The sequence below is a fragment of the Microtetraspora malaysiensis genome, from assembly GCF_050947145.1.
GTDB classification, from domain to species: Bacteria; Actinomycetota; Actinomycetes; order Streptosporangiales; family Streptosporangiaceae; genus Microtetraspora_A; species Microtetraspora_A malaysiensis.
Genome location: NZ_CP191998.1, coordinates 8,013,007 through 8,035,538, shown reverse-complemented (window position 1 = coordinate 8,035,538; position 22,532 = coordinate 8,013,007). Strand labels below are relative to the sequence as shown.

Sequence of the window (22,532 nt, the reverse complement as noted above, 5' to 3'; positions counted from 1 at the left end):
CTGTGAACGACCCCACGTACGACCCCATGCACCACCCCATGTACGACACGGCGGAGCACAAGGACGGGAGAGGCATGTTCGAGGTCTGGGCGCCCGAGGCGGAACGCGTGGAGGTCGAGTCGGGAGGCGTCCGGCGGGTCATGACGGCGGGTCCGGGCGGCTGGTGGCGCGGCACCGGCGCGGAGCACGGCGCCGACTACGCCTTCCACGTGGACGGGGAGGGCCCCTTCCCCGACCCGAGGACGCGGCGGCAGCCGTACGGCGTGGAGGGGCCGAGCCGGGTCTACGACCACGACCGGTACACCTGGAGCGACCAGGACTGGCACGGTCGCGACCTGCGCGGGTCGGTCATCTACGAGCTGCACGTCGGCACGTTCACCCCGGAGGGCACCTTCGCCGCCGTCGCGGAGCGGCTGCGGCACCTGGTGGACCTCGGCGCCGACTTCGTCGAGCTCATGCCGGTGGCCCCGGTCCCCGGCCGGCGCAACTGGGGGTACGACGGCGTCGACCTCTACGCGGTCAACGAGGTGTACGGCGGGCCGGACGGCCTGAAGGACCTGGTCGACGCGTGCCACCGGGCCGGGATCGGCGTGATCCTCGACGTGGTCTACAACCACCTGGGCCCGTCGGGGAACTACCTGTCGGCGTTCGGGCCGTACCTGCACGGGTTCAAGGGGTCGTACTGGGGCGACGCGATCAACCTCGACGGCCCGGGGTCCGACGAGGTCCGGCGGTACTTCATCGAGAACGCGCTGCAGTGGCTGCGCGACTACCACGTCGACGGCCTGCGGCTGGACGCGGTGCACGCGCTGCACGACCGGCGAGCGACGCACTTCCTGGAGGAGCTGTCGGCCGAGGTGGAGGCGTTGTCCACGAACCTCGGACGCCCGCTCACGCTGATCGCCGAGTCGGACCTGAACGACCCGCGCCTGGTCACCTCGCGCGAGGCGGGCGGACTCGGGATGCACGCGGCGTGGAACGACGACGTCCACCACGCCATCCACGCGGCGGTGACGGGGGAGCGGCACTCCTACTACGCGGACTTCGCCGACCTGTCCGCCCTGGCCAAGGTGCTCACATCCGGATATTTCCATGACGGAACCTATTCGTCGTTCCGTGGGCGGACCCACGGCAGGTCGGCGAACGGGGTTCCCGGCTACCGGTTCGTCTGCTGCGTGCAGAACCACGACCAGATCGGCAACCGGCCGCTCGGCGACCGGGTGGAGCCCGAGCAGCTCTGGGTCGCCGCCGGGCTGCTGCTGACCGCGCCGTTCACGCCGATGCTGTTCATGGGCGAGGAGTGGGGGGCCACGACGCCGTTCTACTTCTTCACCGACCACCACGACCCGGAGCTCGCCGCGGGCGAGGCCGAGCGGCGCAGGCGCGAGTTCGAGGGGTTCGGCTACGACTGGAAGGCCCCCGACCCGCAGGACGAGACCACCTTCCTGCGCTCCAAACTCGACTGGAGCGAGATCTCCGAGGACGGGGGGATGTCCCTGCTCGGCTGGTACCGCGACCTCATCGCGCTGCGCAAGACGCACCCCGACCTCGCCGACCCGCGCCTGGACCGGGTCAGGGTCCGCTTCGACGAGGAGCGCCACTTCCTCGTCATGGAGCGCGGCTCGCTGCGCGTCGTGGCCAACTTCGGCTCCTTCCCCATCCCGGTACGGCTCTCGCCGGGGGCCAGGCACGTGCTGCTCGCCTCCGACGACGCCGTCGGGGTCATGGGCGGCGATCTCTACCTCCCCGCCCAGTCCTTCGCGGTCGCGCAGATCTGATCCCGGCCGTCCCCGGGACGCCGGACGCTAGGACGGGCGGTCGTCGTGCGCGATGAGGGCGAGCTGGACGCGGTTCTCCAGGCCGGTCTTGGCGAGGATGCGGGAGACGTAGCTCTTGACCGTGCCGACGCTCATGTGAAGCTCGGCCGCGATGTCTCCGTTGGACATGCCCCGCCCGACCGCCGCGGCGACCTCGCGCTCGCGGCCGCTGAGCCTGGACAACAGCCTGTGGGCGTCGTCGCGGCGGCGGCTCTCCGTCTCCGGCGCCAGGTGGGCGATCAGACGCCGGGTCACGTCGGGCGACAGGATCGGCTCGCCGGCCGCGACCCGGCGGACCGCGTCCACGATGCCCTCCGGCGGGGTGTCCTTGAGCAGGAACCCGCCGGCCCCGGCACGCAGCGCGCCGAAGACGTGCTCGTCGGCGTCGAACGTGGTCAGCATGACGACGTGCGGCGGGTCGGGCCGCCTCCGCAGCAGCCGGGTGGCGTCGATCCCGTTCAGGCCCGGCATCCGGATGTCCATGAGCACCACGTCGGGCGCGTGGGCGTCGACCGCGGCCGCGACGTCGGCGCCGTCGGCCACGCCGCCCACCACGACCAGTTCGTCGGCGCCCTTGAGCATCAGCGTCAGCCCGGCTCTGACGAGCGGGTCGTCGTCCACGATCAGCACGCGTATGGCGCTCACGCCGGCCATGGTAGCCAGACCGTCAGCCGGAACTCGCCGTCCTCCGCCCCCGCCCGCTCGACCCGTCCGCCCGCCAGCTCGGCCCGCTCCCGCATCCCGGCCAGGCCGGCGCCCTCGCCCTGGCCCTCGCCCCGGGGAGCGTCCACGACGGGGTTGCGCACCTCGATGGTGAGTCCCCGGTCCGGCCCGCCGTCGAGGCGGAGGGTCACCGGCCGGGTCGGCGCGTGCTTGCGGGCGTTGGTGAGGGCTTCCTGGACGATCCGGTAGGCGGCCCGCGCCGTCGCGCCCGGCAGGTCGGGCACGCGTACGCCGCCGTCGTCCATCTCGACCGTCATGCCGGCCCGCCGTACCTCGTCGACCAGGGCGGGCAGGTCCGGTTCGGCCAGGACGGGTGCTTCCCGCAGCACCGAGATGACCTGGCGCAGCTCCTGCAGCGCCTGGTGCGCGTTGGAGCGCACGACCGTGGCCGCCTCGACCACCTCCGCCGGGTCGGCCCGCGCGTTGAATTCCAGCGCTCCCGCATGCAGCGCCAGCAGCGACAGCCGGTGCGCCAGCACGTCGTGCATCTCGCGCGCGATGGCCAGGCGTTCCGTGTGGCGGGCCCGCTCCGCGCGCCGCCGCTGCTCCTCCTCGGCCCTGCGGGCCTCCTCCACGAGCGACAGGACCAGCCGGCGGCGGGCCCGCAGGAGCATCCCCCAGCCGGTCAACGCCACCCCGAACAGCACCGCGACCAGCGCCCACACCGGATACGGCGCCAGCCCCGGCGGCCGCAGCCGGAACCGGGCCAGCGTCGCCGCGACGTAGGCCGCGCCCACCCCGAGCGCAACCACCGGGCGCCGGTACAGGGCGGCCATCAGCGTCGCGATGCCCGCCGCCACCGACGCCGAGGCCGCGGGCACCGACAGCGCCACGGCTGCCAGCGCCGTCGCGACCGGCCACCGGCGCGACCGCAACAGCGCCAGGGACGCCGCCGCGCCGCCGGCCACGTCCGCGACCAGGTACCAGGTGGGCGCCGTGCCGAGGTCACCTGCCACGACGACCGCCGCCGCGGCCGCCGCGCAGGCGAAGGTGCCCATCCGGGTCGCCCGGTCCCATCGGCTTCTGGCGGGGCCCGGCCGTACGTCTGCCACCACGGACGCCCAGCGTAATCAGGGCGGCCCGCCGACGGGAGTGACCAAAGTCGATGCCGAGATGTCACCTGGGTTGCCACGGACGGGACCCGGGGCGGCAGCCGCGAGCCCCGGGCGCGGACCACCCTGGCCGCATGACGACGAACCGGACCCGCGGCCGCTGGGCCGCGCTGCTGCTCGCGGTGATCACACCGCTCGTCGCCGAGTTCACCCTCGGCAACCCGCCACCGCGCATGGCCTGGCTCCTGCTGCTGTGGATCCCGATCTACGGCGCCGGCATCGTCCTGGTGCGCGAGCTGGTACGTCGCGCCGGGACGGGCTGGGCCGGGGTGCTGCTGCTCGGCGCCGCCTACGGCATCGTCGAGGAGGGCTTGGCGCTGCAGGCGCTGAGCAGCCCCACGATCTACGGCGCCGCCGGGTGGGCGCCCCGGATCCTGGGCGTGAACAGCGCCTACACCGAGCTGCAGCTCCCCTACCACGCGGTCTTCAGCGCCGCGATCCCGATCCTGCTGACCGATCTGATCGTCCCGTCCCTGCGTGACCGGCCCTACCTGGGCAGGGTCGGCACCTGGCTGGCCGGCGCGGTCTTCGTCCTCGGCGCGTTGTTGCTGCGGGTGACCGTGGTGACCTCCATCGACCCCGGATACCAGGCGCCGCCGGCGATGCCGGCGGGCTGTGCGGCCGCCGTGGTCCTGCTGACGGTGGCGGGCCTACGGCTGAAGCCTCGTCCGGGAATGTCCCCGGCCGGGCCGCCCCAACCGGTGGCGGCCGGGGTGTTCGGCGCGGTGGCCGCCTTCGGATACCTGGCGTTGCTGTTCCCCTTCGGCGGCGCGACCCAGCCCGCCTTCACCCACGGCGGATGGGTGGTCGTTCCCATGACGGCCGCGGCCGCGCTGGCCGTGGTCGCGGGGTGGCTCCTGCGCCGCTGGACGGCCGGCGGCCTGTGGACGGACCGGCACAGCCTCGGCCTGGCCGCCGGTGCCCTGGTCGCCCACACCGCGTTCGGCCTGATCTCCAACGCCGACACGGTGGCCGACCGGATCGGCCTCGCGGTCGTCGGCGCGGTCATGGTGTGTCTGCTCGCCCTGCTGGCCCGCCGGATCCGCCGGCCCCGCGCCGCCGCCCCCGGCAGGCCGTAGCGGCGTCCGACGCGGCTCCGATCGCGTCGGGTCAGCGGCGCGGTCCAGAGGTGTCTGGATAAATCGGGTGCTTTCCGGCGGGCCGTACGGGAATCTGGTCGCCATGCAGGCCACCGTGACCGTGACCCCGGCACAGCTTCCCGACGTGCTGCTGCACGTCGCGGTCGCGCGACCAGTGTTCCTCTGGGGAGCGCCCGGCATCGGGAAGAGCTCGCTGGTCCAGGCGTTCGCCGCGTCACTCGGGCTGGACTGTGTCACGCTGCTCGGCACCCAGCTCGCGCCGGAGGACCTCATCGGCGTGCCCCAGATCGTGGACGGCCGCAGCCGCTTCGCGCCCCCCGAGACCATCGCCAGGGACGAGCCGTACTGCCTGTTCCTCGACGAGCTCAACGCCTCGGCGCCCGAGGTGCAGAAGGCGTTCTACTCGCTGATCCTGGACCGCCGCATCGGCACGTACGAGCTGCCCGAGGGGTCGGTCGTCATCGGCGCGGGCAACCGGGCGGCCGACAACGCCCTCGCCAGGCCGATGGCGTCCGCCCTGGTCAATCGCATGGTGCACGTCCACCTGCGGGCGTCGGTCGACGACTGGCTGAAATGGGCGGCCGACCACGGCATCCACCCGTGGATCGTCGGCTATCTCACGCAGCGCCCGGACCACCTGTGGAGCGCCCCGCCGAAGGTGGAGGAGCCGTTCTCCACGCCGCGCGGCTGGCACATGCTCTCCGACGCCCTCCACTCCTACGGCCAGGGCATCGACGACGACATGCTGGGCGTGCTCGCCCACGGCACCCTCACCGCCGCGCACGCTTCGGCGTTCCGGGCGTACGTGAAGACGGTGCGGCACGCCTACGACCTGGACGCCGTGCTCAAGGGCGACGCGGGCTGGCCGCGCGACCCGGAGAACCGCGACCTGCTCTACTTCCTGGCCGAGACGTTCCGCGCGCGCCTCATCCGGGGGCTGCCGAGATCGAAGGAGCACGCTCCGCCGGACGGGAGGCAGCTCGCCTACCGGGCCAAGACGCTGCTCGTCGAGCTCGCCGAGATCTCACTCGAATGCGCCCAGCTCGTCATCGCCACGGGAGACGACGGCGCTCCGGTGCTGCCCTCGTGGTTCCTCGTCGAGGTCAGCCGGGACCTGCCCCGGCTCGCCGCCGCGCGGAGCTGACGTGGCCCGGCGCGCGAAGAAGGCGGACCCCTGGCGCGACGCCGTGCACAAAGGGTGGGACCTGATGGCGGCGCACCCGCTGTTCGGGACGCTGCGCGGCTACCTGTACGAGGCCCGGGACGGCGAGCTGCCCAAGGACGCGTGGGCGTACATCACGGCGGGCGGCAATGTGCACCACCACCCGAAGAGGCGGGCGGACCCGGCCGAGTGGGCCTGGGTGTTCGCCCACTGCCTGCTGCACGCCGGGTTCGGCCACCTCGACCCCCGCTCGGCCGCCGCCGAGGACCTGGGGCCGGACGAGGTCGTGCGATGGAACGGGCCGAGACGCGCGCCCTCGGCCGCCTACCGCGCCGCGTGCTGCCTGGCCGTCGACCGGTTCCTCCACACCCTGAAAATCGGCCGGCCGCCGGAGCCGCTGCCGCGTCCGCTCCCGGAGGAGGACGAGCGGACGCTCGCCGCGCGGTGGCGCGTCACCGGGGTGCCCGCCGACTACCGCACCACGGGGTTCCCGGACTTCTTCGCCGGTTCGGAGCAACTCGCCATTCGGCTCGACTTCCCACGCTCGTTCGCGATCGGGGTGTCGGCCGCCGCCACCCTGGCGATCGAGGTCGCGGGCGGCGCCAGGAGCTCGCTCGCCGACGGCGTCAAGAAGCCGTGGGACGTCGCCCTGGGTTGGTTCGTGTCGTCGTACCCGCTGCTGGGCGCGCTCGCGACCGGCATGACGATCGTCGCGGACGCGGACCTGACCCGCTCCTGGGACATCTCGATCGCCGCCGTCAACGCCCAGGCCGCCGAGATCTACATCAATCCGCTGGTGACGATGACGACGCACGAGTGGCGGTTCGTGCTGGCGCACGAGATGCTGCACGCGGCGCTGCGGCACGGCGACCGGGCCGGGTGGCGTGATCCGTACCTGTGGAACGTCGCCTGCGACTACGTCATCAACGGCTGGCTGGTGGAGATGGGTGTCGGGACGATGCCGGAGGGGCTCCTCTACGACCCGTCACTCAAGGGGCTGTCCGGCGAGGTCGTCTACGACCGGATCGTCGGAGACCTGCGCCGGATGCGCAAGCTGGCCACCCTGCGCGGGCGCGGGGTCGGCGACGTGCTGGGCGAGCCGCTGCCGCGTCCCGGGGCTCCGGGACGGTACGTCGACCTCGACGACTACTACCGGAACGCGCTCGCGAGCGGTCTCGTCTACCACCGCGGCACCGGCCGCGGCGACGTCCCCGCCGGCCTCGAGGAGGAGATCCGCGCGCTCGACCAGCCCCCGCTGCCGTGGGACGCCGCGCTCGCGCGCTGGTTCGAGGAGCACCTGCCCGCTGTCGAGCGGCGCCGCTCCTATGGCCGCGCCTCGCGGCGGCAGTCGGCCACGCCGGACATCCCGCGCCCCGGCTGGACCCGTCCCGAGGAAGTCGTGCGGCGGGCCACCTTCGGCGTCGTGCTGGACACGTCCGGCTCGATGGACGCGAAGCTGCTCGGCAAGGCGCTGGGCGCCATCGCCTCCTACGCGATCGCCAGGGACGTGCCGCGTGCCCGCGTGGTGTTCTGCGACGCCGCGGCGTACGACGCGGGATATCTCGCCGTCGAGGACATCGCCGCGAAGGTCCGCGTACGGGGCCGGGGCGGCACGGTCCTCCAGCCCGGGATCGATCTGCTGGAGCGGGCGGACGACTTCCCGGCGGACGGGCCGATCCTGGTGATCACCGACGGCGCGTGCGACGTGGTGCGGATCCGCAGGGAACACGCCTTCCTGATCCCCGCCGCGGCGTTCCTGCCGTTCCGCCCGAGAGGGCCGGTCTTCCGGATGACCTGACACCCGGGGGCGGGCACGGAACCGCGCCGCACCCGAACCGGTGGGCGTCTCGCCAGGGGTCTTACTGACGGGAGGCCCGCTCACTAGGATCCCGTCCATGGGTGAGAAACCGAACGTCGTTCTGTCGGGTCCTGTCCCCGGTGCTCCGGCACGGGTCGCCGGGCCGTTGCTGGTCCTCTTCTGGGCGTGCTCGGTGGTTCACCTGGTCGCGGGGCTCGCCGGGCTCGGCCTGGTCGACCCGGTGACCAAGGCCCTGTTGATGCCGCTCCTCGCGCTCTGGGTGCTCGCCAGGCGCGGCCCCGGGATCATCGTGGCGGCTCTCCTGGCCTCCACCGCGGGGGACATCGCGCTGGAGATCGACGGGATGTTCGTTCCCGGCATGGGGTTCTTCGCCGTCGCGCACCTCTGCTACATCACCTTCTTCGTGCGGAAGCGGCCCGGGTTCCGGACCTCCGCCGCATCCGATTCGGTGGGCCTCGGCGGAACGTCTGGGCGCCGACCGGTCCGGTGGTGGATGCCGGTGGCGGCCTACGCGGTGGTGTGGGCGGCCTTGGTCGCGTTCCTCTGGCCCGGACTCGGTGCGCTCCAGATCCCGGTCGCCGCGTACTCCCTGGTGCTCACCGCCACCGCGGTCACCTCGTCGTGGTACGGGCCGCGGGCCGGGGTCGGCGGCGGGTTGTTCTTCCTGTCGGACACGCTCATCGCGTTCGGGATCGCCGACCTCGATTTCCCGTACCGGGGATTCGTCATCATGGCCACGTACATCGCCGGCCAGTATCTCCTCGCTTCCGCCGTCGTACGCGGGGGAAGATGGGAACCCGTGAATTCCGGGTGAGTTCTCGAACGGGTTGTCGAGGGACATCGTGTGGGGCGGGGGTCTCGGTCCGCGCGAGGGCGAGAAGTACCCCGTTTGAGCTGTAGGCGGGAAATAACATCTATTGCCTGATTCGAGCGGGCAGGGATGATTTCGTGCATGCGCGCTCGTATGCGAAGGCTCATTCGTCCGCGCCGCCCCGCCGATGGATCCCTGGTGCGAAACCGTGAGTTTCGACTGCTGTGGCTCAGCTTCACGATGTCGGTGGCGGCCGATCAGATCTTCCCGGTCACGGTGACCATCGCGGCCCTGAACTCGGGTGGGACCGCATCGACCGTGGGCGCGATATTCACCGGCCGGTGGATCGCGCTGATCCTTTTCGCGTTGCTCGGCGGGTTGTGGGCGGACCGGCTGCCCCGCCGGACGGTCATGATCGTCTCTCTCGGCTTCCAGTGCTGCGCGGTCGCCGTCGGGCTGCGCGGCGACGCTCCCGCGCCGCTCCTCGCCGTCCTGGTCTTCCTCGTCGGGGCCGCGGAGGCGTTCCACCGGCCCGCGTACCAGGCGTGCCTGTCGTCCGTCCTCACCCCCGAGCAGCGCCCGACGGGCGTCGCGATGGGCGCGGTCTCCTGGCGGATCGGCGCCATCGTCGGGCCGGGGCTCGGCGCGTACGTGGTGACCGTCTGGTCTCCCCGGGTCGGGTTCTTCGCCGTGCTGGCGGCCTACGTGCTCGGCCTCCTCCTGCTCCTGCCGCTGCGGGAACCCCCGGTCGCCGCCGCCCCGCGTTCCTCGGCCGTACGGGAGATCGCGGACGGCCTCTCCGAGGTGCTGCGGCGACCCTGGGTGACCGGCGTCATCATCGCCGTCGCGCTCCAGCTCATGCTCACGGTCGCGCCCACGCAGGTCCTGCTGCCCCTGGTCTCCCGTGACACGTTCGGCGGCGACGCCGTGTACGGCACCGCCCTCGCCCTGCTCTCGGTCGGCGGCCTGGCGGGTGGTGTCGTCAGCATGAAATGGAAACCCGGCCGGGCCGGGTTGACCGGCGTCATCGGGCTCGCGCTGTACGGGGCCGTGCCGCTCGCTCTCATCTGGCCGGTGACGCCGGAGTTCCTGTACGGCTGCTACATCGTCGCCGGGCTCGGGCTGGAGATCTTCGCCGTGCAGTGGGTCATGAACCTGCAGCGCGAGATCCCTCCGGAGCGGCTCGCCCGGGTCACGTCGGTGGACTGGCTGGCCTCCTCCGTCATGATGCCCCTCGGGCTGGCGCTGACCGGTCCGGTCAGCGCGGCGATCGGCCGGTCGGCACTGCTGGTGATCGGCACGGTCGGCGGATTCGCCGTGCCACTCGCCGCTCTCTTTTTCCGTGGAATGACGCGTTTCCACAGCGACGTCGCTCCGGCCGCCCCGGACGGGGCGGAGGAGGCGACGCCGACATCACTCAAAGCGCCCTGACGAAGAGCTCGAAATCGGCGGTAAATCAGATCTTTCCCTTACGTGGCCGGTGATCTACTCTGACATCCGCGTCGGCCGCTAATTGGTCGGCAATGTCAATCAGGTGTGCGAAAAGAGGAAGCTCGTGAGCGAACTCAGGGACCTCGACGAGAACAAGCCTGCGGAAAACACCTCAGCCGAGGAAGCGGTCAAGATCGAGATCCGCCGGCTCGACCGGCTCGAAACCACCGTACGGATGAGCAACTCCACGGGAAACTGATCCCGTATCGCAGGCGGAGCCACGAGCGGAGGCCTTTCCGGCGCCCGATCGCGGCTCTCCGCGTTTCCTGGATCCCGTATGCCTTTATCTGACTTTCGGCGCGCCTTTTCCTTTCTTATCCGACCATTTCTTGGGGTGTCCGTGTCTTTTTTCCGGCTTCATCGTCGGCGTCCTCCGGCGTACGAGCGGGCGGGGAAATGGGAAAGCGCGCGGACCGCGTCGTGGAAAGCGCATGGAGACGGTGTCCAAGTGGCATGAGAGCGGTTTCACATCTTTACGGGAGGCCCGATTGCGGTTGCCGAGAATAAAGCCCGAGCATGCGGCCTATCGCCTTGACGACGGCCGGATACGCATCGGAGGCGACATCTACGGGCTGGCCCATGAAATCAACGACCCCCACGGCTGGGTGTGGACGGCCATCGAGGCGATGAACGGCACGCGCACCTGCGCGGACGTCGCCGAGGTGGTGCGTGCGGGCTTCCCGGAACTGACCCGGCACGACGCGGTGGCGATCGTCGCGCAGCTCGTCGGCACCGGCCACGTCGAGGACGCGGGAGCGACGGAGGCCCCCGAGCTGAGCCGCCGGGAGCGCGAACGTTACAGCCGGGGCCACGCGTTCTTCCGGTGGGCCGATCTCACCCCGCGCGAGCGCGGCTGGGACGCCCAGCTCAGGTTGCGCCGGTCGCGGGTGCTGCTGGTCGGCGTCGGCGGCGCGGGGGCGTCGGTGGCGCTGGCCCTGGCCGCCTCCGGAGTGGGAGCCCTGCATCTGATCGACGACGACCGGGTCGAGCTGTCCAACCTCAACCGGCAGCTCATCTTCGCCGAGGACGACATCGGCCGCCCCAAGGTGGAGGTCGCCGTCGAGAGGTTGACGACGCTGAACTCCGACATCGAGGTGTCCGGCGTGCCGGCGCGTGTCCGGGGCGAGGGAGACCTGGCTGACCTGCTGCCGGGGTTTGACGTGCTGGCGCTGTGCGCCGACGAGCCCAGAGGCGAGGACGGCATCCGCGTCTGGGCCAGCCGGGCCTGCTTCGCGGCGGGGGTCCCGTGGGTGGGCGGCGGCTACAGCGGCCCTCTCGTCACCACGGGCGTCTTCGTGCCGGGGCGAGGGGCCTGCTATGAGTGCATGCAGCGGATCGAGGACCGGAAGCGGACGGACGCCGCGTACCGTCCTGTCGATCTCGGGGGACCGGGCGCCATCGCCACATCGGCGGGGTTGTGCGGCAACCTCGTCGCCCAAAGCGTCCTTCGCGTCATCACCGGCGTGCCCCCGATCACCGCCGGCTTCATCCAGGGCACCAACCTCATCGCCCCGCAGCAGCCGATCTACGCCGAGTTCCCGCGCGGTGAAGCGGGGTGCTCCGTATGCACGCGGTGACCGGAGCGTCCCGCGTGCGGCTGCACCCGCTCCGAACGCGCCGCGACGGCGACGACTGGATCGTCGGACGGGTCGAGACCGGGGATTTCGTCTCTTTTCCGGACATCGGGCAACGGGTCATCGAGTTGCTGGCCGAGGGCGGGCCCATCGACGCCGTGGCCGCACGCGTCGCGGCCGAGACCGGGACCACCGTCGACGTGGCCGACTTCGTCACGGCTCTGATCGACGTCGGCTTCGTCGCCGAGATCGACGGACGGCCCACCGGCGACACCGAACGGGAGAGCCCCTCGCTGCCCTGGCTGAAGCCGCGCCATGTCCGGTGGACGCTGAGGTCGGGGGTGCACGCCGGGCTGGTGGCGCTCATCCTCTGCGGGCTGGCCGCCCTCGCCGTACGGCCGGAGATCATGCCGAGCCCGAGCATCATGGCCTGGAGCGAGTTCGGCACCGTCTCGCTGGTCTCCCAGATCGCCATCGCCTGGTCCCTGGTGATGCTGCACGAGCTCGCCCACCTGTGCACGGCGCGGGCCGCCGGGGTGCCCGGGCGGATCACCCTCGGCTCGCGCCTGCAGTTCCTCGTGGCGCAGACGGACGTCTCCGGCGTCTGGGGCGAGGAGAAGCGGGTCCGGATGACCGTCTACCTCGCCGGAATGGCCCTGGACGCCGCCATCGCCGCCGCCGGATTTGTCCTGTTGTGCGTTGTGTCGCCGGAGGAGGGCGCCCACACCGGCCTCTCCATCGTCGTGCTGACGCAGATCGACGCGATGAGCTTCCAACTCCTCATCTTCATGCGTACCGACCTCTACTTCGTGGCCCAGGACCTCGCCGGGTGCCGCAACCTGTACGGCGACGGCGTGGCGTACGGGCGGCACCTGATCGCCCGCCTGCTGGGCCGGGGCGGCGCGAACCCGCTGGCGCGCTTCTCCCGGCGGGAGCGCTTCGCGGTGCGCCTCTACACGATGCTTCTCGTGCTGGGCACGGTGGTGTGCCTGGCGGTCGCGACGACGATCGTGGTGCCGGCCCTCTCGGCCATCGCGATGCCCGCGATCGGCACCCTGCTGGACGGTGGCGAGGGGGCGGCGGTCGTCGACGCCGTGATCGTGGTCGCGGTCCTGGCCGGGGTCCAGGGGCTCTGGGTGCGCACGTGGTGGCGCAGGCACGGGTCCAGGGTCAGGCGATGGTTCGCCTCGGTCGTCGTGGTCCTGGCGGCTCCCATCCGGGCCGGTGGCGCCCGCCCGGCTGTGGATGAGCCGGAGTTTTCCACAGAGCGGCGTTCGGTTGAGTCGGGCCACCGCGCGTGACCGCAGGCTGGGGTCTCCAGGAGCGACAGGAGGACCTCATGAAGATCACCTATCCCGTCCCGGCCGAGACCACCTCGGTGTTCGTCGTCGCCGCCGATCGGCGGCCGGCCGATCTGGGCGCGGCCGTCCCCTGGCGGACGGGCGGGCCGCATCGGAAGGCGGCCGCCCGGGCGATCGGCACGCCCCGGCTGGACCTGCGGACGTTCCCCGCCGCGCAGTCACCGTGGCGGCGCACGAGTCTTGGTGACGAGGGGCGTGCCGCGCTCCACGCGGCCCGTCATCACATCGTGGTCACCGCCACCGCGCCCGTCGCCGGGCAGCCCGAGGCGGCGCAGGTCGCCAGGGCGGTGGCCCGCGGCGTCGCCGACACCTGTCGCGGCGTGATCGTCGACGTCCGCACCGGTGGCGTCGTGCCGCACACGGGATGCCAGGCGGAGCCGGGCGAGTTCCACCTTGAGGACGACTGGCTCGGCTGGAGCACGGACGTCGGCTCCGGCGGTTCCTGCCCGCCCTGCGATCCGGCGGGCAGCGGCGCCTGCACCTGCCTCACCGTCGCGACACGCGGGCTCCGGAGGTTCGGCCTGCCCGAGATCATGCTGGAGGGGGCCGCCTGCGTGCACGGTCTCTGCACCGTCTCCGTGCTCCGCAGCGTGGCGCGGTGTCTGCTCCCCGGGCATCTCGCGTGGAGCGCCGCGAGCCCCAAGGCGAGGTGCCGCTCGATCGGCGAGCACCTGTGGATAGGCGGCGCCGAGTCCGCGCGCGTCTCCGGCGCCCCCGATCTCGGCCGGCGACCGTTCCGGGTACGGCTCGGCAGTCGCGCCGACGGCTCCTGCCTCAGCATCGGCCCGCCGTCCGGCTTCGCCGGAACGCTCAATGACTGGCTCTGCCGCACTCCAGGCTTACTCGCCGCCTAGTCGTCACCGGCTGCACCGGCTGCACCGGCTGCATCGTCTGCGCGAGGGCGAGCGGGGCGCAGGGGTGAGGAGGGCGGGGGTGAGCGGGGGCGCGGGGAGTGCGCGAGGGGCCGGCCGTTCGCGGCGTGCGGGTTGAACGTGTCGAGGTCGCCTACGGGTTCCCGGCGAGACCCCGAGTGAGGCGGGGCGACCGGAGGCGGAAGGAGGTGGGGAACGCTGCCGGTCGCTCGTACGTCTTGTGGGATATGACCTCTTTTGACGCTCTTGACGAAGAGATCCGCGACGCCAGGGAGCGGGCCCGTCGCTGGGAGCGGCTGACCCGGCAGCGCGCCACTCTCGCCGGGCAGATCGACGAGGTCGCCCGGTTGCTCGCCGAGCTGGAGCGGCAGCTCGCCAAGGAGGATCGGGACGTCGTCAAGCTGGAGCAGGGCGGGTTCTTCGCCTCGCTCTTCGGCACCAAGGAGGAGCGGCTCGCCCGCGAGCGCGCCGAGGCGGAAGCCGTCCGGCAGCGCGTCCACGGGCAGCGCACCCGGCTGGAGTGGCTGGGCGCCGACCTGCGTACCGCCGAGGCGAGCCTCGCCGAGGTGGCGAGCGCCGACGGCGAGCTCAACGGGCTGCTCGCCCGCAAGGAGCGGATGCTGCTCGACTCCGACGACCCGCGCGGCCGGCAGCTGGCCGGGATCGCCGAGCAGCTCGCGCACGTCGAGGCGGATCTGCGTGAGCACGAGGAGGCGCGGCACGCCGGGATGGCGGCGGCCAACGGGGTCGGGCACGTCCTGCGCTCCCTCGGCGGGGCGCGCGGCGCGTCCACCTGGGACGTGCTCGGCGGCGGCACCATCGCCGACATGGTCGAGCACGGCCATCTCCGGAACGCCGACCAGGCGGCCTGGCAGGCGCAGCGAGCGCTCGACGTGTTCTCCCGCGAGCTGGCCGACGTCGGAGTCGTCGCGCACCCCCGGCTTCCCAAGGTGGACACGCGCTGGTTCGCCGACATGGTCTTCGACAACGTCATCGTCGACGTGTACCGGCATCAGAAGATCACGCGGACCGGCCAGGAGGTTCAGGAGGTGGCGCGCTGGATCGACGGCATGCTCGGCCAGCTCGCCGCTCAGTGCGAGGAACTGTCGCGGCAGCGGGACGCCCTCGCCACCCGCCGCGAAAACCTGCTCGAAGCCTGACGCCTCGCGTTCAGCCCAGGCCGGGAACGCCGCACAGACCGCACGCCCCGTCTGGGCCCACCTCGACCCGTACGGCCGCTCGGAGCCCGGCGTGTCCAACCACCTCCACCTCGGCCTGCCCGAGGTCGCGACGCCGGGACGACGGCACCGCGAAGGTGCTTCTCAGGTGGTGACCGGGGCGTCGGCGATCCAGGAGCCGTGGAAACCTGCCGGGACGGCCCGGGGCAGGTCGACGGCCGCTACCGGGGGTGCGGCCAGGTCCGCGGCGTCGAGCACCAGAAGCTGGGAGGCGCTGCCGTCGTGCCGGGTGGTGATCGACAGCAGCCAGCCGTCGTCCTCCCGGCGCGGACCGGTGGTGGCAGGTACGAAGACCGCCTCTCCGACGTAGATGCCCGGCTCCAGACGGTGACTGCTGACGCCGCCGCCGACGAGGTCGTATTTGACGATCGCGGAGTCGTCGCTGGTGTAGAGGTAACGGGCGGCACGGCCGACCCGCTCGTCGTCCAGTGTCGGGAACTCCACCGCGCGGTCGTCGAGCGGCTGCTCGGTGACGGTGCCGGCGGTGGGATCGAGAGTCCAGCGGTGGAGCCGCGCCGCGCCGTCGGGGGAGGCGGCCGCGGATGCGGCGGGGCCGGCCGGGTTCGCGGCGCCGCCCGCCATCCGCCAGACGGCGGTGAAGTCGGCACGGCTGTAGCGGACGGCGTCGAGTATGATACGCCCGCTGTCGTCCTCGTGGGCGTTGCCCACATGGAAGACGTAGCAGGGGGCGATGTCGAACCAGTGGACCGGGGCGTCGGGACGGTCGTGGCGCATGACCCCCAGCCGGGCGCCGTAGCGGTCGTCCCACTGGTAGGGCATGGTCGTGCCGACCAGATGCGGTTGGAAGGTGACCGGCAGGTCGAGCCAGACGACGTGGTGCTCGGTGACGGCGAAGTCGTGCATCATGGTGCCGCCTGGGACCGTGACCTCGCGGCTGTGTACGAGCGCGCCTGATGCGTCCAGCCGGTGGTATGTCAGGTACGGCGGGCGCACCCCATAGCCGAAGAAGTGCAGGTCGCCGGTCACGGGGTCCTGTTTGGGGTGGGCGGTCATGGCCGTGGTCAGCCGGCCCTCGAAGTCCACGGCGCCGACCGTGTCGAGGTCGGGGGTGATCTGGTGCGGCAGGCCGTTCTCCACCAGGGCCAGGATGCGTCCGGCGTGCTCGATCACATGCGTGTTCGCCGACGCCACCGCCAGGTCAGGGCGACCGTCGGGCCGCACGTTCGGTCGACCGGCGAGCTTGCCGGTGCGCACCCAGCGGTTGCGGTACCACTCGGCCCGGCCGTCGCGCAGCCGGACACCGTGCACCATGCCGTGTCCGATGAACCAGTGGCTGGATCGTTCGCCGGGCAGCGGGTTGGGGCCGTTGCGGAAGTAGCGGCCGGTCAGTTCCGGCGGCAGCGCGCCTGACACGGGCAGGTCGACGGCGTCGATCTCGTCGGGCACGGGAGTCAGGTAGGACATCTCAGCTCCTTCGTGAGGTCCCCCCGAGTGTCCACGTATCCAAATGGATATGTCAATTTGGATAGGTAGAGTGGAGTGCATGGCATTGCGATACGCCCTGCTCGGCCTCCTGTCGGAACGGCCCGCGAGCGGCTACGACCTGGCCAAGGCGTTCGAGGGCGAGCTTGGGTCCTACGCTTGGCACGCCGGATACAACCGCATCTATCCGGAGCTGGCGCGCCTGGTCGACGAGGGGCTGATCGAGCACGCCGATGAGGGGGCCAGAGGCCGCCGCACTTACGCGGTTACCGAGGCGGGGCGCACCGAGTTGCGCAACTGGCTGCTGACGCCACGCACGGGCGGCGCCGTCCGCAACGAGCCGGTGCTCAGGCTCTTCCTGCTGTCCGCGCTCGACCCCGAAGACGCCCGTAAAGTGCTGCGCGACATCGCCGACAGCAGCGAACGCCAGATCGCCGAGCTCGGCGAAGCGATGGCGGGGGACACACCGGTCTCACCCGATGGACGGCTCCCCTTCGGCTGGCTCGCCGCCGGCTACGGACTCCGCCAGTACGAGGCGGCTCACGACTGGGCCCTGTGGGCGCTCGGCGAGCTCGACAAGGTCACGCGCCGATCTCCCACGTCACACCCTTAGTGCCCGGGCGCACCGGCAAGTGGGCGCGGTACGCCGAGGTCGAGGGAGCTTCCCGGCGTTTCTGCCGCCGGTGGTGGTGAACTCGCGGTGATTTCCGGGGCCGACGCCCTTGCCTCGCCGCGCGAGGGCGAAGGAGAACATGTCGTCGTGGACGACACCGGGAGCGGCTGCCGTGGTCGCCTTCGGCGGTGAGCCGCCGGTCTGCCGGGGTCTTCTCCCGGATGTCCTCGCGGTCGAGCCGGGCGGCCGGCGCCGGCACCGCGAACGCTCATCGCACGGACCCCGAGCGGAAGGCCGGGGACGGGTGGAGTGCGTTTCCGGGTTGTTGGGCTGACCGTTGTGGTGGGTCAGCCGGGGGAAAGCGGAGTGGCGGGGGAGAAGCGGAGTGGACGGCGCGCCCAGTGTCGTGCTGAGCGCGCGTGCTCACTTCTCAGCGGTTGTGAGCCCGATGCCGGGCTCGCAGTGTGTGCTCAGTGCGCGTGGTCGTCGTGGTCGTGCTCGTCCTCGTCTTCGAGGATGCCGTCCGACGGCTCGACGCCGAGCATCGCCTCGCGGGGCTCCACGTCGGTCACGTGCTCGACCAGGCCGAGGACGTGGTCGGGCTCGATCAGCCACTGGAGGGCCGCCGCACCCGTGTCGTCCGCGTTGACCAGCTCGATCTGCTCCTGACGCTCATCGTCGTCAAGCTCGGCGTCCGGGTGGCTGATCTCCGCCAGGGCCGCCGCCTGCAACGCCTTAACATCCTGAACCTCGACCACCAGGTCGACCGTCAGTCGGAGGTAGCGTCCGGTATCCGTTTCATCGCTCATGGTGGTTGATCCTAGTGGCAGCGGTCAGGGGAGCTTCCACTCGACAGGGGCGGCGCCCTGCTGTACGAGCAACTCGTTGGCACGGCTGAACGGGCGAGACCCGAAGAACCCGCTCCGCGCCGAAAGGGGGCTGGGGTGCGCCGACTCGATGCACGGCACCTGGCCGAGCATGGGGCGCAGGTTCCGGGCGTCACGGCCCCACAGGATGGCCACCAGCGGGCCGCCCCGCTCGACCAGCGCGGTGATCGCCCGCTCGGTGACCTGCTCCCAGCCCTTGCCCCGGTGCGAGGCCGGCTTGCCGGGCATCACGGTCAGCACCCTGTTGAGGAGCAGCACTCCCTGCTCGGTCCACGGGGTGAGGTCGCCGTTGCCGGGCTTCGGATAGTCGAGGTCGGCCATGTACTCCTTGTAGATGTTCACCAGGCTGGCAGGCAGCGGGCGGACATCGGCGGCGACGGAGAAGCTCAGGCCGATCGGGTGGCCGGGCGTCGGATAGGGATCCTGGCCGACGATCAGCACGCGGACCTCGTCGAGGGGCTGCTGGAACGCGCGGAGCACGTTGGCCCCGGAGGGGAGATACTGCCGTTCTTCGGCGATCTCCTGCCGGAGGAAGTCACCCATGGCGGAGATCTGCTCAGCGACGGGTTCGAGGGCCGTGGCCCATCCGGCTTCCATGATTTCGTTTAAGGGACGCCCTGCCATGGTGGGGAAGCCTATCGGCTTTTCGGGATCAAGGATGAAGTGTCGGTACAACCGCTCGGGCGACAAATCTCTCGGCACGGCAGGGGCCCGGGCGCGTGCCCACCCCTGAGGGGCACGCGTCCGGGCCATACGAGCCGTCCGAGCCGCGGCCGCGGCTCCGGACCGCACGTCACCGGTCCGGAGCCGCCGCCGTCGCTTCGGGGCCTTACTTCACCGATCCGGCGAGCAGGCCCTGGACGAAGTACCGCTGGAAGGCGAAGAAGAGCACCAGCGGGATGATCAGCGACAGGAAGGCGCCGGGCGCGAGGATGTCGACGTTGGTGCCGAACTGCCGCATCTGGGACTGCAGGGCCTTGGTCATCGGCTGGTTGGCGCTGTCGGCGAAAACCAGGGCCACCAGCAGGTCGTTCCACACCCACAGGAACTGGAAGATCCCGAGCGACGCGATCGCCGGCTTGGCCAGCGGGAACACGACCGTCATGAAGATCCGCCACTCCGGCGCGCCGTCCATCCGCGCCGCTTCCAGGAGCTCGCGGGGGATGCCCACGAAGAAGTTGCGCAGCAGGAAGATCGCGAACGGCAGGCCGAACGCCACGTGGAACAGCACCACTCCGAGGATGGAGCCGAAGATGTCCAGCGCGCCGTACAGCTTGGCGATGGGGATCAGGGCGATCTGGACCGGCACCACCAGCAGGCCGATGACCACGAGGAAGATGGCGTCCCGGCCGGGGAAGTCGATCCAGGCGAACGCGTACGCCGCCATGGCCGCGATGCCGATGACCAGCAGCGTCGCGGGCACGGTGATCAGCACCGTGTTCCAGAACGACGAGGTGAACCCGGAGGCCAGCAGATTGCCGTAGTTCTCGAAGGTGACCTGGGCCGGCTTGGTGAAGAGGGTCCACCAGCCGGTGGAGTTGTTCTCCTTCTCGCCCCGCAGCGAGACGACCAGCAGGCCGAGTGTCGGGACGAGCCAGAACACCGCGATGAGGACCAGGGCCACCTGGAGCAGGCCCCCGCCGATCCGGTCGACGAGGCGCCCGAGGAGGCCGCGCTGGATCGCACGCGCGTGCCCCGCCTCGGTCAGGGTTGTCATCGCTCGTCCCTCCTGAACCGCCGGATATTGAAGATCATGAACGGCAGCACCAGGATCAGCAGGAAGATGGCGAGGGCGCTACCCATGCCCTGGTTGCCGCCACCGCCGAACGACACGCGCCACATCTCCAGCGCGATCACGTTCGCCTGCGGTTGCACGGAACCCGGCGCGATGATGAACACCAGGTCGAAGACCTTCAGCACGTTGATGACCATCGTGACGAAGACCACCAGCAGGACCGGTGCGAGGAGCGGCACCGTGATCCGCCGGAACACCTGCCACTCGGTGGCCCCGTCGATGCGGGCGGCCTCCAGCGCGTCCCGCGGGATCGCCGAGAGCCCGGCCGCGATCAGCACCATCGCGAACCCCGCCCAGACCCAGATGTACGCGCCGATGATCGCCGGAGTGATCAGGGTCGGGCCGAGCCAGGTGAGGCCGTTGAACGGCGCCTCGAAGTTCGACTGGGGAAGCCGTACGTCGTAGGAGCCCGCGGGCAGGTCGGAGAAGTAGAAGGTGCCGTCGGCGGCGGTCTCGGTGGTGGCCTTGACCTGGCCGCCCGCCACCGCCTCCACCGTGATCCCGGCGAGGCCCTTCTCGTCGCCGTCGATCTGGTTGACCGTGCCGCCGCCTCCGCGTACGACGTCGAGCCAGACGGTCCCGCTGAGGCCGGCCGCGCTGGCTGCCTTGGCCGGCGCGGCCTTCTCGACCGCGTCCGGCTTGAGGCCGACGAGCGGGATCAGGACCTGCTGGCCGGGCTGGACCGGCTGCCGGGTGACGACGTCGCCGTCCTTGAGTACCGCGGGGGCCTCGTCGTTCTCGCGGGGACGGGCCCCGGGATAGCCCTGGCCGCTGCTGAAGGTGTCGTGCACCGTGGTGATCACGGCGTTGGCGACGCCCTTGTCCGGGTCCTGCTCGTAGACGAGCCGGAAGATGACGCCGGCGGCGAGCAGTGAGACCGCCATCGGCATGAACAGGATGAGCTTGAACGCGGTCGCCCAGCGGATGCGTTCGGTCAGCACCGCGAAGATCAGGCCGAGCACGGTCACGATCAGCGGGGCCACCACGACCCAGATGATGTTGTTCCTGATCGTGGTGAGCGTGCTCGAGTCGCTGAAGATCGCGGCGTAGTTCTCCAGGCCCACGAAGCGGTCGCCGGCCGCGTCGAACAGGCTCCGGAAGATCGAGAAGATGATGGGGTAGATCACCCAGGCGGCCAGCAGCAGGAGCGCCGGGAGCAGGAAGAACACCGCGATCTTGGGCGACGGGCCGAGCCGCGCCGCGGCAGTGCCGGCGGCCGTGGGGCGGGGGGCCGTCGCGGTCTCGGTGTCGGTGTCGGTGTCGGTGTCGGTGGCCGGGGGCCGCGCGACGCCGGGTTCAGTCTCTGCCGGTCCGGGGGAGCCCCCGGCGACGTCGTCGCCGGGGGCCTGCGGGCCGTCCAACCGTTCGGTCACGGCCTTCTCCCCTTACTTGGTGTAGGCCTTGGCGGCGTCCGCCTCGAGCTTCTCCTGGATCCCCTTGATGTCCTTGGGGTTGCGCAGGAAGTCCTGCAGCTGCTTCCACTCGCCCTTGCCGTCCGTGCCGCCGAAGGCGCTCGGCGCGAGGTCGGACATGTCGTAGCGGACCGCCTCACCCGAGGAGATGATCGTCTCGGCGAGCTTCTTGGTCAGCTCGTTCGGGTAGTTGTCGGGCGAGACGTTGCGGTTCGGGGAGAGGTAACCCGGCTCCTTGGCCCAGACCTCGCCGCCCTCCTTGGAGGCCAGGAACTCCAGCAGCGCCTGCGCGCCCTTGGAGTCCTTCATGACCACGCCGACGTCGCCGCCGAGCACGACCGGAGCGGTGTCCCCGACCTTCGGGAACGCCATGATCTTCGCCTCTTCGCCGACCTGGGCGCCCGACTGGCCCACGGAGGCGGCGACGAAGTCGGCCTCGATGACCATCGCGGCCTTCTTCTGGCCGTAGACCTGGGTGACGCAGGTCGGGAAGTCGGTCTGCAGCGCGCCGGACGACCCGCCGAGCATGAAGTCCTTCTTGCCGAAGATCTGGGCCATCTTCTCCAGCGCGGTGGTGACCGACGGGTCGGTCCACGGGATCTCGTGCTTGGCCAGCTTGTCATAGTTCTCCGGGCCCGCCGAGGACAGGTAGACGTTCTCGAACAGGTCGGTGAGCGTCCACCCGGAGGCGGCGCAGAGCGCGAACGGGGCGGTGCCGGAGTCGGCCAGCGTCTGCGCGGTCTTGCCGATCAGGTCGTCCCAGGTCGCGGCCTCCTGGACGCCCGCGTCGTCGAAGGCCGACTGGCGGTACCAGACCAGGGACTTGTGCGCCGCCTTCACGAGCACGCCGTACACCTTGCCGCCCGCGGAGCCGAGCTCCTTCCAGTACGGCGTGTAGTTCTGGTCGATCTGCGACAGGACTTCGGGGGCGAGCGGCTTGAGCGCGCTCTGGTCGGCGTACTGCTGCACCAGGCCGGGCTGCGGCAGGATCGCCACGTCCGGCGGGTTGCCGCCCTCGATGCGCGGGCCGAGGTAGGCGCCGGTGTCCTCGCCCGTGGAGGCGTAGGTGACCTTGGCGCCGGTCTTCTCCTCGAACGCCCTGAGGACCTTCTCGAAGCTGGCCTGCTCGTCACCCGTCCACTTCGCCGCGACCTCGATGGTGGTGCCGGCGAGGGGCTTGGCCTCCGACGAGGCGGCGGCGTTTCCGGTGGTGGCGGGCTCGGACGGGGAGCTGCTGCACGCGGCTGCCGCGAGGGCGAGGGCGGCGGCCACACCGATCTTGAGCGGGGGGAGTTTCCGCAT

20 protein-coding genes are annotated in these 22,532 nt (G+C 71.3%); 12 read left to right on the top strand and 8 right to left on the bottom strand.

Annotation, left to right across the window (positions count from 1 at the left end; genetic code table 11):
* Positions 1-2 precede the first annotated feature (2 nt).
* Positions 3-1,778: a malto-oligosyltrehalose trehalohydrolase gene (gene treZ / locus ACQP1V_RS37590; protein ID WP_433415462.1), complete on the top strand. Its 1,776-nt coding sequence runs from the start codon at positions 3-5 to the stop codon at positions 1,776-1,778.
* Positions 1,779-1,805: 27 nt separating this feature from the next.
* Here the strand turns inward: treZ and ACQP1V_RS37585 are convergent, their stop codons facing one another.
* Both ACQP1V_RS37585 and ACQP1V_RS37580 read right to left on the bottom strand, forming a co-directional pair.
* Positions 1,806-2,471: a response regulator gene (locus ACQP1V_RS37585; RefSeq protein WP_433415459.1), complete on the bottom strand. Its 666-nt coding sequence runs from the start codon at positions 2,469-2,471 to the stop codon at positions 1,806-1,808.
* On the bottom strand, positions 2,459-3,595 hold the full coding sequence (locus ACQP1V_RS37580) for a sensor histidine kinase (protein ID WP_433415456.1): 1,137 nt from the start codon (positions 3,593-3,595) through the stop codon (positions 2,459-2,461). Before ACQP1V_RS37580 ends, ACQP1V_RS37585 begins: the two co-directional genes overlap by 13 nt.
* Before the next feature lie 131 nt (positions 3,596-3,726).
* Between ACQP1V_RS37580 and ACQP1V_RS37575 the strand changes: the two genes are divergently transcribed.
* From ACQP1V_RS37575 to ACQP1V_RS37530, 10 genes are all read left to right on the top strand, one after another.
* Positions 3,727-4,731, top strand: coding sequence for a hypothetical protein (locus ACQP1V_RS37575; RefSeq protein ID WP_433415453.1), 1,005 nt, complete (start codon positions 3,727-3,729; stop codon positions 4,729-4,731).
* A gap of 103 nt (positions 4,732-4,834) precedes the next feature.
* Entirely contained in the window at positions 4,835-5,896 is a 1,062-nt protein-coding gene (locus ACQP1V_RS37570; RefSeq protein WP_433415450.1) for an ATP-binding protein, read from the top strand.
* Between the two features lies 1 nt (position 5,897).
* Complete coding sequence (locus tag ACQP1V_RS37565; RefSeq protein ID WP_433415447.1) at positions 5,898-7,712, top strand: vWA domain-containing protein; 1,815 nt, start codon at positions 5,898-5,900, stop codon at positions 7,710-7,712.
* Positions 7,713-7,809: 97 nt separating this feature from the next.
* The gene (locus ACQP1V_RS37560; RefSeq protein WP_433415445.1) at positions 7,810-8,547 is read left to right on the top strand and encodes a lysoplasmalogenase; all 738 of its coding nucleotides are present in this window, start codon (positions 7,810-7,812) and stop codon (positions 8,545-8,547) included.
* A 195-nt stretch (positions 8,548-8,742) separates the two neighbouring features.
* Positions 8,743-9,975, top strand: a complete 1,233-nt coding sequence (locus ACQP1V_RS37555) for an MFS transporter (protein ID WP_433415443.1) — start codon at positions 8,743-8,745, stop codon at positions 9,973-9,975.
* A 124-nt stretch (positions 9,976-10,099) separates the two neighbouring features.
* Complete coding sequence (locus ACQP1V_RS37550) at positions 10,100-10,234, top strand: hypothetical protein (protein WP_433415440.1); 135 nt, start codon at positions 10,100-10,102, stop codon at positions 10,232-10,234.
* A 289-nt stretch (positions 10,235-10,523) separates the two neighbouring features.
* On the top strand, positions 10,524-11,612 hold the full coding sequence (locus ACQP1V_RS37545) for a ThiF family adenylyltransferase (RefSeq protein WP_433415437.1): 1,089 nt from the start codon (positions 10,524-10,526) through the stop codon (positions 11,610-11,612).
* Positions 11,600-12,910 (top strand): hypothetical protein, encoded by a 1,311-nt coding sequence (locus ACQP1V_RS37540; RefSeq protein ID WP_433415434.1) that lies wholly within the window; start codon positions 11,600-11,602, stop codon positions 12,908-12,910. Before ACQP1V_RS37545 ends, ACQP1V_RS37540 begins: the two co-directional genes overlap by 13 nt.
* A 38-nt stretch (positions 12,911-12,948) precedes the next feature.
* Positions 12,949-13,824 carry a hypothetical protein gene (locus ACQP1V_RS37535; RefSeq protein ID WP_433415432.1) on the top strand — a complete coding sequence of 292 codons (876 nt, stop codon included), beginning with the start codon at positions 12,949-12,951 and terminating at the stop codon, positions 13,822-13,824.
* A gap of 245 nt (positions 13,825-14,069) precedes the next feature.
* Positions 14,070-15,002 (top strand): hypothetical protein, encoded by a 933-nt coding sequence (locus ACQP1V_RS37530; protein ID WP_433415429.1) that lies wholly within the window; start codon positions 14,070-14,072, stop codon positions 15,000-15,002.
* A 162-nt stretch (positions 15,003-15,164) separates the two neighbouring features.
* Here ACQP1V_RS37530 and ACQP1V_RS37525 read toward each other — a convergent pair whose 3' ends face one another.
* A complete protein-coding gene (locus ACQP1V_RS37525; protein WP_433415427.1) occupies positions 15,165-16,505 on the bottom strand; it encodes a carotenoid oxygenase family protein in 1,341 nt (446 codons plus the stop codon).
* A 79-nt stretch (positions 16,506-16,584) separates the two neighbouring features.
* Here ACQP1V_RS37525 and ACQP1V_RS37520 point away from each other — a divergent pair, with 79 nt between their 5' ends.
* Positions 16,585-17,136, top strand: a complete 552-nt coding sequence (locus tag ACQP1V_RS37520; protein ID WP_433415424.1) for a PadR family transcriptional regulator — start codon at positions 16,585-16,587, stop codon at positions 17,134-17,136.
* 470 nt (positions 17,137-17,606) lie between these two features.
* Here the strand turns inward: ACQP1V_RS37520 and ACQP1V_RS37515 are convergent, their stop codons facing one another.
* The 5 genes from ACQP1V_RS37515 to ACQP1V_RS37495 form a co-directional block, all read right to left on the bottom strand.
* Positions 17,607-17,945, bottom strand: coding sequence for a hypothetical protein (locus ACQP1V_RS37515; RefSeq protein ID WP_387414459.1), 339 nt, complete (start codon positions 17,943-17,945; stop codon positions 17,607-17,609).
* 24 nt (positions 17,946-17,969) lie between these two features.
* Positions 17,970-18,647, bottom strand: a complete 678-nt coding sequence (locus tag ACQP1V_RS37510) for a uracil-DNA glycosylase (RefSeq protein ID WP_387411754.1) — start codon at positions 18,645-18,647, stop codon at positions 17,970-17,972.
* Between the two features lie 205 nt (positions 18,648-18,852).
* Positions 18,853-19,740, bottom strand: a complete 888-nt coding sequence (locus ACQP1V_RS37505; protein WP_387411752.1) for a carbohydrate ABC transporter permease — start codon at positions 19,738-19,740, stop codon at positions 18,853-18,855.
* Positions 19,737-21,191 carry an ABC transporter permease subunit gene (locus tag ACQP1V_RS37500; RefSeq protein WP_433415419.1) on the bottom strand — a complete coding sequence of 485 codons (1,455 nt, stop codon included), beginning with the start codon at positions 21,189-21,191 and terminating at the stop codon, positions 19,737-19,739. The genes ACQP1V_RS37505 and ACQP1V_RS37500 overlap by 4 nt, the downstream gene beginning before the upstream one ends.
* Positions 21,192-21,203: 12 nt before the next feature.
* Positions 21,204-22,532, bottom strand: a complete 1,329-nt coding sequence (locus tag ACQP1V_RS37495; protein WP_433415417.1) for an ABC transporter substrate-binding protein — start codon at positions 22,530-22,532, stop codon at positions 21,204-21,206.